This is a genomic window from Deinococcus sp. Marseille-Q6407, assembly GCF_946848805.1.
In the GTDB taxonomy this organism is placed as follows: domain Bacteria; phylum Deinococcota; class Deinococci; order Deinococcales; family Deinococcaceae; genus Deinococcus.
The window spans coordinates 40252-52255 of sequence record NZ_CAMPFU010000008.1 but is presented as its reverse complement, the minus strand read 5'-3'; the positions used below and the strand labels follow the sequence as shown (position 1 = coordinate 52255).

Annotated in this window: 10 protein-coding genes; 9 read left to right on the top strand and 1 reads right to left on the bottom strand. The window is 62.4% G+C overall.

Translation table 11 applies throughout. The features are described from left to right. From OCI36_RS12935 to OCI36_RS12900, 8 genes are all read left to right on the top strand, one after another. A partial coding sequence (locus OCI36_RS12935; protein ID WP_261665500.1) for a hypothetical protein occupies positions 1-418 on the top strand: 418 nt, incomplete at its 5' end. After that, complete coding sequence (locus OCI36_RS12930) at positions 418-795, top strand: hypothetical protein (protein ID WP_261665499.1); 378 nt, start codon at positions 418-420, stop codon at positions 793-795. The genes OCI36_RS12935 and OCI36_RS12930, both read left to right, overlap by 1 nt. Beyond that, positions 792-1241: a hypothetical protein gene (locus tag OCI36_RS12925; RefSeq protein ID WP_261665498.1), complete on the top strand. Its 450-nt coding sequence runs from the start codon at positions 792-794 to the stop codon at positions 1239-1241. The genes OCI36_RS12930 and OCI36_RS12925 overlap by 4 nt, the downstream gene beginning before the upstream one ends. Then, positions 1238-1687, top strand: coding sequence for a hypothetical protein (locus tag OCI36_RS12920; RefSeq protein ID WP_261665497.1), 450 nt, complete (start codon positions 1238-1240; stop codon positions 1685-1687). The genes OCI36_RS12925 and OCI36_RS12920 overlap by 4 nt, the downstream gene beginning before the upstream one ends. Beyond that, positions 1684-1938, top strand: a complete 255-nt coding sequence (locus OCI36_RS12915) for a hypothetical protein (RefSeq protein WP_261665496.1) — start codon at positions 1684-1686, stop codon at positions 1936-1938. The genes OCI36_RS12920 and OCI36_RS12915 overlap by 4 nt, the downstream gene beginning before the upstream one ends. Positions 1939-1941: 3 nt before the next feature. After that, entirely contained in the window at positions 1942-2898 is a 957-nt protein-coding gene (locus tag OCI36_RS12910; RefSeq protein ID WP_261665495.1) for a hypothetical protein, read from the top strand. A 140-nt stretch (positions 2899-3038) separates the two neighbouring features. Further along, the gene (locus OCI36_RS12905) at positions 3039-3605 is read left to right on the top strand and encodes a hypothetical protein (protein WP_261665494.1); all 567 of its coding nucleotides are present in this window, start codon (positions 3039-3041) and stop codon (positions 3603-3605) included. A 49-nt stretch (positions 3606-3654) separates the two neighbouring features. Then, positions 3655-4188, top strand: a complete 534-nt coding sequence (locus OCI36_RS12900) for a hypothetical protein (RefSeq protein ID WP_261665493.1) — start codon at positions 3655-3657, stop codon at positions 4186-4188. A gap of 128 nt (positions 4189-4316) precedes the next feature. On the opposite strand, the gene OCI36_RS12895 is transcribed toward OCI36_RS12900, so the two are convergent. Next, positions 4317-4700 (bottom strand): hypothetical protein, encoded by a 384-nt coding sequence (locus OCI36_RS12895; protein WP_261665492.1) that lies wholly within the window; start codon positions 4698-4700, stop codon positions 4317-4319. Between the two features lie 143 nt (positions 4701-4843). Here OCI36_RS12895 and OCI36_RS12890 point away from each other — a divergent pair, with 143 nt between their 5' ends. Beyond that, on the top strand, positions 4844-12004 hold the full coding sequence (locus OCI36_RS12890; protein WP_261665491.1) for a peptidoglycan DD-metalloendopeptidase family protein: 7161 nt from the start codon (positions 4844-4846) through the stop codon (positions 12002-12004).

Here is a 12004-nt window from a genome sequence, read left to right as displayed (position 1 = left end):
CCGTCCACTGGCCGGAGCGCGTCTGATGATCCTTGCCCCCCGTGAGTATCCGCTCAGCCTGGACGCCGCGCTGCTTGACCTGCGCGACGCGCTGGGTGACAACTACGGGGCGGCCACCGACGACGCCACGCTGACGCGGGCGCTGTCGCGGGACGCCGTGCAGGTGGCGGGGCAGGTCCATCCGCGTCCGTGGGCCACCGCAGCCCGGCTCATCCGCATGAACACTGAGTACGAGGTGACGGACGGCTTGCAAGCCAAGATTGACCGCAAGCTGGCCGCCCTCGACGCCGAGCAATGCCAGGCAGACGCGGCGGCAGGTATTGCCGCTGCCGTGGCGGCGCTGGAAGGTGAAGACGATGCCGAGCGCTGGCTACAGGAACGGGTCAGCTATAGCGTGCGCAGTGAGGCGACCTACTGATGGACACCCGGCCTTTTTTGACCCTCACCACGCCGAGCGGCGCGCGGCTGAAATGCAAGCAGCCCCGCGTGCTGCCGCTCAGCATGGGCGTCAGCGACGGCGCCGGCACAGTCGCCGCCGACAACGCCACTCACACCATCGGCGTCTACATGCTGGGCAAAGCCGACACCTCAGAACTGGTGGACGGCGGCCTGATTTGGGTGGACGTGGAGAAGAGGCAGCGGCCACAGCCCTTCCGCATCATGCGTAACGGCATCAGCCGCGGCGCGGGCCTGTGGAAGCTGTACGTGCGGGCGGACGACGGCGCGGGGCTTCAGCCACCGGCCGCGCCAGGCGCCCCAGTCGTCCCTATGCCAGATGACGGGTACGAGCCATGACGCGGCCCCGCGCCGAACTCCGCCTGCCGCGCTGGGTGCAACGCCTGGACACCCTGCCGGAAGAAATCGTGCGGGAAGCGCTGGAGGAAAGCCGCGACTTCCTGCGCGACAAGGCCCGCGAGAACGCCAGTAAGGGCGGCAACCGTGGGCTGCACGTCCGAAGTGGCCGCCTGATCGCCTCGCTGCGGACCTACCTGCGGCCCACGTCCAATGGCGGCGAGTTGGGCCTTGGGGTGGTGTCTTACGGCTGGGTGAACGACCGGGGGGCCGTCATCCGCGCCAAAAATGCCCCTTACCTGCGCTTCCGAGGTGCGGACGGGCGCTGGTACAGCAGGAAGCAGGTGACCATCCCTGAGCGGCCCTGGGCACGCGACGCCTTGGAGGCGACCCGCAAAGAGTTCCCCCGCTATGTCTACCGCGCTCTAGAAAGGGCCACTCGACCATGAGCAATGCACCACAGCAATTCATCGACAATCTGAAGGCCCGCCTGACGGAGCGACTGGGCGGCAACGGCTACCGCGTCGAGGCCCGCGAACCTCTGGATGGTGAGCTGAAAGCTACCAAAGAGGCCAAGCAAATCTTTATCACCACCGAAGGGATGCGGGTACCCGACGCCCTTGCGGATGGCGGCAGCGCTACGCAAATCATCATGCCGGTTGCCACTGCCTGCGTCATGCGGCGCCCCGGCGAGGAAGTGCTGTCCGCGAAGGTGCTGCGTCGCCGGCAGACCGTCATGCAGGCCATTCAATCGGTGGTGGAGGAATTTTCTGACCAGCGCCCCGACGTACTGGCGAATATCCAAAACGAAGACCTGCTGCTGATTGAAGGCCACCACGTTTCCATCATCACCGTAGACCTGAGCTACGACCTGGACAGTGAGGAAGACTTATGACCAAGTATATGCTTAAAGACGACGCCCTAGACGGCATTTACGACCAGATTGGCGAAGTGCGCCATGGGCAGGTCATTACCCCCGCCTACCCAGAGCAGGAGGAAGTCCTCAAGGCTGACTCTCGCTTCAAACAGTACCGGGGACCGGCACCTGAAGCGGCGAACCCCGGCGAACCTGTCACCACGTCGGCCACAGTGGAAGATGCTGAGGCAGACGCCCCGGCCAAGCCTGCCAAGAAGGCGAAGGAGTAAACCATGCAGGGAAAAGGAAAAATTGGGCTGGCGCTCCAGCAGACGCCGAACCAGGCTGCGGCCGCCCCCACCGTGACGCTGCGGGTCCGGCAGTTTGCCGACCCCATGCCGAAGTACATCGAGAAGGAAGACGACATCGCGCTGGGCAACCGCTTCGGCTCCCAGTCGTTCGTTCAGGGCATCGAAACCGGCCAGCAGCAGCTGCGGGCCACGGCCACTGAGCGGGAACTGCTGCCGCTGCTGACCGCTATCCTGGCCGCACCGAACGAAGCCGGCCTGATTGTGCCGCGCCCTGACGCGTTCGGTGCTGGAATGCCCGGCCAGCCGCTGACGGTCTGGCAGCAGCACCCGCTGATGAACTCGCTGTTCGTGGGTGCACAGCTGACCGGCATCACCCTGAACATGCCCACCCGCGACAATGTGGAAATCACCGTCAGCATCATGACGGCGGGCGGCGTAGACTTCGAGCCTACGGAAGTGGTGTTCCCGCCCGTACCCGCCGACGTGATTCAGTTCCTGCACTGGTATCTGAAGATTGGTGACCAGCTGGTGGCCCCAGAGTCGGGCAGCATCGAAATCAACCAGAAGATGAGCGTCAGCGACGGCGCCCAGGGCCTGCACCCGGACGAAGCCATGAACCCGCTGGGTATGGATCTCGACGGCCAGCTGGATGCCCGCTGCAAGTTCAAGCTGCACGAGGCCGGCGCCGTGAAGTACGGCGGCGACCTCAAGGCCATTGTGGCGCTGTCCAAGCCGGGCGCGGGCGGGCGCCGCAAGCAAATGCCGGTAGAAACCGGCTTCGAGATTGCCGGCAAGAAGTACGTCTTCACGCTTCCGAACGCCGAACTTCGCACCACCGACATCCCCAACGGCACCGGCAAGATCGTGGTGGGCCTGGAAGCTGTGGGCGTGGGCCTGGGCGTACCGCCCGTAACGGTCCAGTTGCCAAGCGGTGGCTGATTCTCACCGCACACTGCAGGCCGCTCCATGTTGAGCGGCCTGTTTTTATTGCCCTGGAAGCGGGTTCCCGGCTCAAGGCAGCCCATAACCTCTGCACAATATGAGGCGAAATCAGAAAAAATGAGTGATACCTTGCAAATATGAGTAGCCTCTTCAGCCTTCTGAGCGCCGTTGCCTTCATCGCCCTGCTCTATTTCTTTTTTACACGGAAGAAAAACTCTATGCACAAAAAGCGGGCGTGGCAGGCGCTGGCCGCCTGGCTCGGCTTGAGCATCCTAGCCGGTGCCACCATGAGTCCTGAGGAGCGAGCAGCCAGCCAGCAGGCCCAAAGCACTCAGCAGACAACAGAGAGGCAGCCGGCCGCAGATTCCACTCAGGCCGCAGCTGATACAGCTGCCCAAAAGGCTGAGGCGGAAAAAGAGAAGGCCGCGAAGGAAGCCGAAAAAAACAAGCTGCCCAACATGAACAAGTTCGAGGTCATAGTGGATTGCGAAGAGAGCCTGAAAAACAAGCTGAAGGCCCCCAGTACGGCGAAGTTCCAGACGGGCGACGACCCCGTATGGCTGGATGGCGAAAGTGCCTGGACCTATATGGCAACCGTGGATTCACAAAATTCGTTTGGGGCCATGCTGCGGTCCAAGTGGGGCTGCGTCATCAAGGGCACCACGAAGGACGATGCCACCATCAAGACGACAGTGATCGAGTAATAACCGGCTCGGCGTGCTGCACTGTCACCACGTGCCGCACCATAGGGGCATGACTGAGATTCAGAAGACTCCGCTCCAGCCCATTGAGAAGTTCCCTGGCATGAGCAAGCGCGTGACGCTGCCGGGCAGCAAGATTGAGGTGGTCATTCGTCAGGTAGACACCGAGGTCATTACATTGGATGGCGTAAGTGAAAGTGCCAACTCCGGTGAGCTGCTACAAGTGGCCGCCGCCTACGCGGAGTCGTCCGGAAAAACCATGAGCGACGGTTCGGTGGCCGACATGATGAAGCTGCCCACCATGACGCTCAGCGTGATGGAGATGATTCGGCGCAGCCGCAATGCCATGTTGCGGGAGGCGGTGGTCGCGCCGTCGCTGGACGACCTGCGGGAACTCTATGGGGGGCGCCGTGATTCCTCTGACCTGGGCATGGGGCGGGATTTTGGCTTTCTCTCCAAAGCCGTTGAGCACTTCAACAGCAAGAAGGGAGGGGATGCGGCGAAGGAAAAGGCGCAGGACTTTCCTGGTGCGCTGGGCAGCTCCGCTACACCAGATGGGGAAGGCGTACAGCAAGCAGCCGAGTGACCTGGTCATTCTGCGCCACGCACAGCCGATAGATGCGCTGCGGTTTGACATGGCAGTGATGCTCTGGGCTACGACCGAAGAGGCGCTGTGGCAATGGCAACAGCGGCAGGAACAGCAGCAGAAGTGAACTACCGCTGGCCCGACACCATCAGCTTGTCGCTGTCCCGCAGCATCACAAACACGTCTTCGGGCGTACCAAAATTGTAGAAGGCGATTTGATCGGTGCCGGCCATCGTTTCCCAGGGCGCACTCATCTTGTCGGCGTATTTCTTGTCAAGGGAGGCGCGGGCTTTGGCTGCACTGCCCTTCAGCGGGGCGCAGCTGAGGCTCCGATACCCCACCTGCTCAAAGGTGGCGACAGCCTGGGCGCTCAGCAGGCCCGCGCAGTCTTGCGTCTCACTGCCAAGTGTCCGCGCCAGCTCCTGAGCGGCCGCGGCGGGGTCGGACATATCCACGGCGACCGGGGCGCTACAGGCGGTGAGGGCGAGACAAAGCCAAGCATGTTTTTGCATGGGCGCACCATAGCAAAAGCCCCCTGGCAGGCCGGCCATCCTGTCACCCCCCCTGAAACCATAGAGTGGTGAATGACCGCACTTTGCTGACAATCCAAGCGGTAATTAAGGGAGAGGCGGAGGTACGCGGGCTAGCCGCTGGCGTGCGCGATCTGAACACTCGAACTGACCGTCTGGACAAGACTCTCCGGGGCGCAGATGGGCGTCTGCGGGACGTACGAGGCCGCTTTGTGGCAGCCGGCCAGGGAGCAGAGCAGTTGGGCCGAGGCGCACTGGCCGCCAACTCTAACCTGACCCGCCTTACCGCTGGGTTAGGCGGCGCACAGCGCAGCCTCATGGGCCTGGGGAGTGGACTGGTCAACGTTCAGGGCGGCCTGCGAGGATTCCAGGGCGGCCTGCTAGGTCTGAGCGCGGGGCTGGACATCGTAGATCGTCTGTCTGATGGTATGCGCGAACTCACCGGGCAAGCCGGAGAGTGGGCGGACGCGACCAACAAATCGGCCACGGCCGGTAAAGTGTTCGACCTGACTCTGGCGCGCTTCGGCGTTCGCATGGATGAGGCAAATGGGGCTGCGGAGCGGCTTGCCAGCAAGTTTGGCATGTCGGTAGACGAGGTCAAAGACTCCATGACCACCCTGATCCGGGCGGGCTTTACCGACATGGGCAAGCTGGAAGAGGTCATGACCGGGGCGGCAGCGTCAGCCATTGCCTTTGGCCGCGACGCTTCTGACGGCTTTGAGCGCGTGGGTGACGCGGCTGTCACAGGGCTATCGGCTGCGCTGAACTCCATTGGCATCTCGGAAAACCTCGGCCCCGCCTTTGACCAGTACGCCAAGAGCGTCAACAAGACGGCCGACGCCCTGACACAGCAGGAAAAGGCGCAGGTGTTGGCGAATCTGGTGATGACCGCCACTGGCACCGAAGTAGAAGCGCTGAGCAGCATTCAGAACGACTACGTCCGCAGCAAACAGGAAATGGCACTGGCAGAGAAGGATTTTAGCAAGGCCATGGGCGAGCTGACCATGCCTGCCGTACAGCAGTTTAACCAGCTGGCCGCCAGCGCCATTGGCACCGCCGCGCAGATGGCCCGCGCCTTCGCGGAGGGCAAAGACCCCCTGCAGGTGCTGGCACAGGCTTTCCCACAGCTGTCCGGGGTTGTGGAAAACCTCCGCAGCGTCTGGGGTGCCCTGGATCCGGTCATGCAGCAGGCAAAAAACACCTTCGGGCTAGTCGCTGGCGCCTTTGGCCGTTTCATGCAGGCACTGAAGGCAGGGGAGAACCCGGTTGAGGCTTTAGCGCAGGCGTTCCCGAACCTGGGCGGGGTTATTCGAACTGTTGCGCCGGTGCTGTCTACCGTAGGCCGGGTGCTGGAGACGGTACGCGAAGCCGTGCTGGGCACGCAGCGTCCATTGGATGTGCTGACTGAGAAGTTTCCGGCGCTGGCCGGCCCCATCCGCACAGTGGGGCGCATCTTCGAGCAGGTCACGGATGCCTTCAATCAGTTCAAGTCGTCGGTATCAAACGGCGGGGGGCCTTTGCAGGCGCTGATGCAGCGCTTCCCGCAGCTTGGTGCCTTCATCGAAAGAGTGAAGCCGCAGTTGGCAGAGCTGGGGCGCAACTTCCTGACCACCTTTGGGCAAGCCAGGGCCGCCTTTCAAGAGGTGGTGGTACCCGTATTTCAGCGCATGGCTCCTATTGTGCGGACAGCAATGGAGCAGGTCGTGCCCATTGTCAGCAGCGCCGTGGGCCTGATTGGAAACGCCTTCGAACTCATCACGGTGGCCTGGAAGCGGTACGGCCAGCCCATGTGGGACAACTGGGGGCCGGTGGTCCAGCAGGCTGTGGAAGTCGTGGGCAAGTACATGCGCTTTGCGCTGGACACCATTCGCGGCATCATCGGGGCAGTCAGCCGCGTCATGAAGGGCGACTGGAAGGGGGCCTGGGACTTTTTCTCGAAGACCTCCAAAGACAGCGGTGTGGCCGCCACGCAGTCCATGATCGACATGGCGAAGGCCATGGGCGAGCGCCTAGGCACCCTGGCAGAAAGTGTCAAGGAAAAGGCCGCGCTAATCGGCAGCAACCTGAAGAACAGCCTTATCGGTGCCCTGGCTGGGCTGGGAGAGGCGCTGGTCATCAAAATTCAGGCCGCTCTGGAAGCCATGCTGGGAAGCATCCCCGACTGGGCCAAAGACCTGCTGGGCATCACCCGGAACGCCATGAATAATGCGCAGACCAACGCCTACACCAATGGCGGCAACGACGTGGCGGGCCAGTACACCTGGCAAGGCTTCCTCAACGCCCTGGGCCTGGGCCGTGCCACCCCTTCGCAGGGGTTTGGCTCCAATCCCGGCCGGTATGGCTATGACAGCCGAGGGCACCTGGGCCGAGATTACTCCACGCGGGTCGGTACCGGCCTGGTCTCCCCGCTGCAGGGCAAAATCCAGTACGGCTATGAAGCTGGCGGCTGGGGCAACTTTGCCCGGATTGTGGACGCTCAGGGCCGGACTATCATCTTGGCGCACCTGTCGGAGATCAACAAAGACCTGCAAGCAGAAGCAAAGCGCAACGGCGGCTGGGCGCGTCTGGCGGCTGGAACCCTGATCGGCCGCTCTGGGAACACCGGCAACAGCACTGGCCCGCACGTCCACCTGGAAGTGCAGGTCAACGGCGAGCCTGTGGACCCCAAGACGCTGAACTGGCTGAGCGGCGCCAGCGAGTCTCGCTCGGGTGGCAGCGTAAGCGGTCAAACTATCGGCTTCAACGCCGACAAGGGCGCAGTAATTCAAGCTGTGGCCCAGCGCCTCGGTATCAGCCCGAACGACCTGGCAGCCGTTATCTCCTTTGAAACCGGGGGCAAATTCACCACCAACGCCCGCAACCACAACAGCTCTGGCACCGGCCTGATTCAGTTCATGCAGTACACTGACGGCACCGACCACGGAGGCAACCGTAGCCGCTGGGACTACTACGGCATGAGCCGCGACCAATTCGGCGCCCTGAGCTTTGACCAGCAGATGCAATACGTGGAACGCTACCTCCGTGAGCGCGGCATCGGCCAGCCGGGCAAGACCTCTCTGGGTGCCGTCTACGATGCCATCAGTGGCACAGGCTACCGTGCCGGCTCGCCTGCATATGACGCAAACCGCAACAGCCGGGGCATTAACCCCTGGGATACCAATCAAGACGGCTATATCGCGCCCGGCGAAGCAGTGCAGTCCAACTATTTCCGGGGCCACATCCGTGATTATTTCGGCACGGGTGGCGTCCCACGCCCCGCATTCCAGTCTCCCAGTGGAATGGGGCGCCCCCCCGCTCAGCCAAAGCCCCCCACCCGTCCTGCGCCTACGCCACCTCGGCCCACGGTGACCAGCACCGGCACGGCCGCGAATCAAGCCGCCGGGAAGGCGGTGAGTAACAAAGACCTGGAATCGGCCTATCGGCTGATTGCCGCGTTGGACAAGCTGGACAAGGCATACGCCACGCTGGACAAGAACTCTGCGGGCTACGCAGGCGCCACCAAGAAATACATCGGCCAGCTGAGTGGCGTGGAAAAGCAGGTTCAGACCCTCCTAAAAGATCCCAAGCTGAAGCCCCAGGTAAAGGCGTACTACGAGGGCATCCTGAAGCGTATCGGCACCTCCAAAGAAACCGCCCAGGCCGGTGTGCCAAAGGAAACCACGGCCGAGCAGGTCAGTCAGGCCCAGAAGCTGCTGAACGCGGTAGAGAAGGCGCAGGCAGCCGTCGATAAAAACAAGTCGCCCGTGAACCTGCAGGCCCTACAGCGAGCCAAGAACGCACTCGAAGCCTTCCGGAAGGAATCGGAAGAGAACGGCTTCGTGCTGGACCAGCTCAGCAAAAAGGGCGAGAAGACCAGTGGCACGTACATCGCCACGGCCGCCGACATCCGTAAATATGGCAACGACGCACTGAAGCAGTACAAGGCGCTGGAAGCCGCCCAGAATAGCGGCGACTCCGTAAAACTGGCGCAGGCGCAGCGGGCGGTCCAGACCTGGATTAACGGCGATAAGGCCAAGCAGGCCGTCTACGACGCCGAAGGAGCCGCCTACGAGGTCCGCAAGGCCCAGCGCGAAAAGGCAAAGCAGGAACAGGAGCAAGCTGACAAGGAAGCTGAACGCCGCGATCAGGAACGGGCACAGGCGCGAGCCAGGATTGCTGAAGCCCTGCGCCAGAACAACATCAAGCTGGCCGAGCAGGAAGTGACCCGCCTGGAGCAGCTGCGCGACGAAGAACTTCGCAAAGCTGGGGATAACGTAGCCAAAAAGCTGCAAATTGAGAAAGAGTACGCCAACGACGTATACAACGCACAGGTGGCCGTCATTGAAGCCACCTATGCCGCCGAGAAGCGCGCTGCCGAGAACGGCACGGACCAGGAAAAGGAATCGGCCCTAAGAATTGCCGAAAACAACCGCACCAATGCCCTGGCCGCCGCCGAGGCAGATCGGCAGCGCCGCTTGGATGAAGCGGCCGAAGCCAACGAGGAGCGCACCAGAGAGAGCGAGCAGGCCCGCACCGAAATCGAATCGGCCGCCACGCTGGAGCGAGCTGAAAACGCCCTGCAGGCCGAGCGTGATCTGCAGACCCAGATTGGCCTGGAACGCGAAAAGGCCGTAGCCGCTGCCGGCGATAACCTCGCAGCCCGTCAAGCTGCCATTGACGCCTTCGCTGACCGCGAAATCGACGCCGCACGGCGTGTGGCGCAGGCGGAACTGGTGGTCGGCAAGCGCCGCAACGAGCAGCAACTGGCAGAAGAGAAGGCTGGTATTAACGAAAAGCTACGGAAGGGCCTAATTACCCAGGCAGAGGCCACCCAATACCTCGCCAACGCAGAAACCCGCTTCCTGGAGCGCAACACTGGCCTGTACCGTGCCTATGGCCTGGTCGTAACCCAGACCGCTCAGCAGATCAAGCAGGGGCAGAAAGACGCTGGCAAGGCCACCACAGACGCTTCGGACGCGCTTTCTAAGCGGTTAAATGATCTCAAGGACGACATCACCAAAGCGGCCCAGGCCGGGCAATTCACAGGTGACGCCTTCAATAACGCAGCTGAGGCGCTGGCAGACTTGCGGAAGGAGGCGGAAAAGCAAGGTTTTGCCGACCTGGTCAAGCAGATTGACACGGTGGGGCAGGCTGCTTTGGGAGTGGCCGCCGCTCTTCAAGATCAGGGAGACAATTACAACGCGGTGGCCACCTACGATGTGAGCCGCGCCCAGGAAATGGCGCAGCGTGGCGACGGGGCCGGTGCTCTGGCGTACCTCGAATCGGTTCGGGTCGCGCTGGAGCAGGCTGCTGATCGAGGCGACAATGTAGCGGGTTCACTGGTGATCGTCACGGATGCCATTGATCAAATGAACCGCAGCTGGGAAGAGTTCATGCGCGGTATGGGGGCTGAAGAGGACCTGCGGGCCTTCGCCGAGGGCCTAAAGTTTCTGACCGATGAAGAGCTGCAAGCCGCCGCCCGGCTGGCGGAAGCCAGCAAGAACAGGGACCAGCTCAAGGCCGTGCAGAGCGAGTCTAACCGCCGAGACGAGCTGCGGAAAGACCGCCCCGACAAGCTGGCCGACATTGCGGAGCGGTCAGACATGGACGCCCTGGAAAGCCGCCATGCACGCGGGCTGGTCTCGGAGATGACCTACATCAACGAGCGCGAACGGCTGCAAATCGAGGCCGCCCGGCGTGCCCGCGACCTGGCAATCAAAGAGGGTGGCGACGCGGTAGTGCTGGAAGCCCAGTTCCAGGCAACCAAGACCAAAATTGAAGCGGACGGTATCGCTGCCCGCGAGAAGCTGCTGCGTGACCAGACTCAACGCCGCCGCGTGGCGGGCGAGAAGCTGGCAATAGCTGAGCTGGAAGGGGAGTGGGCCGCCGCGCAGCGCACTGGCAAGGGCATGGACGTGGTCGAATACACCCGGCGCCGGAATGAACTGGACCTGGCCGCCTTTAATGCCCACTGGAGCGACGTACTGGGCAGCCTGGACATGGGCAGCGAGGACTACCTGCTGGCCTACGGCGACTTCCTGGCAGCCCGCGCTGAACTGACCAACAAGCAGAATGCCGACGAAGTGAAGGCCGGGCAAGAGCTGTGGAACAGCAAAATTGAGCTGGTCCAAAAGTGGGGTGGGGCGCTGTCGAACGTCATGAACCTCTTCGGAGCAAACGAGCTGGCCGAGGGAATAGGGCAGGCCGCTACTGGCATTGGCAAAGGCATGGAGGCTTATGCGAAATTCAGCGCAGGCGACATCGCCGGGGGTATTTCGGCTGCCGTGGAAGGTGTGATGAACCTCGGCAACGCCATTGACAACTTTATTCCGGGCATTCAGGCCATGAAAAAGGAGATGGCTGAACTGGCCGCCGAACAGCGCAAGGCGGCGGGCAGCATGAATTATGGGGGCATAAAAAACCCCTTCTATGATGAGCTGCAAAAAGACGCGGAAGCCCGCGAGAAGAGGGCCAAGGGGAACTTCTTCCAGCGGATGATTTGGGACCTCTTTGGAGGAGGGCCACAGGTAATGGAGAAGGAGTCCGCCAAATTCAAATCCCAGGCTGCCACCATCTTTGGCGACCTGGCACAGACTGTCAGCGGCACATTGGAGTCCAGTCTGATGAATGCCTTCGAGTCCGGCGACTGGGCCGGCGCAGAAGAAGCGCTGGACAAGAGCCTGAGCACTTTCATGGCAAAAGCCGCGTTGCAGACCATCATTGAGCAAAGCCGCCTGTCCGAACTGATGAAGGGTTACGCCGACGCCCGCGCTGCCGGCCAGGACGGCCGTGCCGAGCTGGAAGCCATCCGAGCCGAGATGCGCGGCGTGCAGAACGAGTTTCGCGACATCTCTGCCGAGTTCAAAACCGCCCAGCACTGGGATTTCAAGAGCGGCATCGCGGCGGGCATCGGGGCAATCTTTGAAGGTGCCGACCCTCTCCAGGCGCTGAAGGACAATCTGTACGAGCGCATCAAGTCGACCATCGTCGAAGGCGTCATGGTGAAGCGGTACATGGCGCAGATTCAGCCCTACCTCGACCAATTGGGCGACGCGCTGGGCAAGGGGCTGGACCCGGCAGCCATCACTCAGCAGCTGGCCGCGCAGCTGCCCGGCCTCTCGGCCCAGCTCCAGCTGGGACTAGGGCCGATCGTAACCAGCTTACAGGCAGCCCTGGGCCAGAACACGGCGGCCATCATGGGGAACACCGCCGCCCTGAAAGAAGCTCAGTTCCAGCAGACCACCATCGTCAACTACGCCGACACCGGCCGGCGCCCCGATTTCCGCACCCGCCTGGGAGGTATGTAA

Bases quoted from the DNA above. Each gene is read 5' to 3' on its own strand.
- OCI36_RS12900 (WP_261665493.1), top strand. From the start codon at position 3,655: ATGACTGAGATTCAGAAGACTCCGCTCCAGCCCATTGAGAAGTTCCCT.
- OCI36_RS12915 (WP_261665496.1), top strand. From the start codon at position 1,684: ATGACCAAGTATATGCTTAAAGACGACGCCCTAGACGGCATTTACGAC.
- OCI36_RS12895 (WP_261665492.1), bottom strand. From the start codon at position 4,700: ATGCAAAAACATGCTTGGCTTTGTCTCGCCCTCACCGCCTGTAGCGCC.
- OCI36_RS12930 (WP_261665499.1), top strand. From the start codon at position 418: ATGGACACCCGGCCTTTTTTGACCCTCACCACGCCGAGCGGCGCGCGG.
- OCI36_RS12905 (WP_261665494.1), top strand. From the start codon at position 3,039: ATGAGTAGCCTCTTCAGCCTTCTGAGCGCCGTTGCCTTCATCGCCCTG.
- OCI36_RS12925 (WP_261665498.1), top strand. From the start codon at position 792: ATGACGCGGCCCCGCGCCGAACTCCGCCTGCCGCGCTGGGTGCAACGC.
- OCI36_RS12910 (WP_261665495.1), top strand. From the start codon at position 1,942: ATGCAGGGAAAAGGAAAAATTGGGCTGGCGCTCCAGCAGACGCCGAAC.
- OCI36_RS12920 (WP_261665497.1), top strand. From the start codon at position 1,238: ATGAGCAATGCACCACAGCAATTCATCGACAATCTGAAGGCCCGCCTG.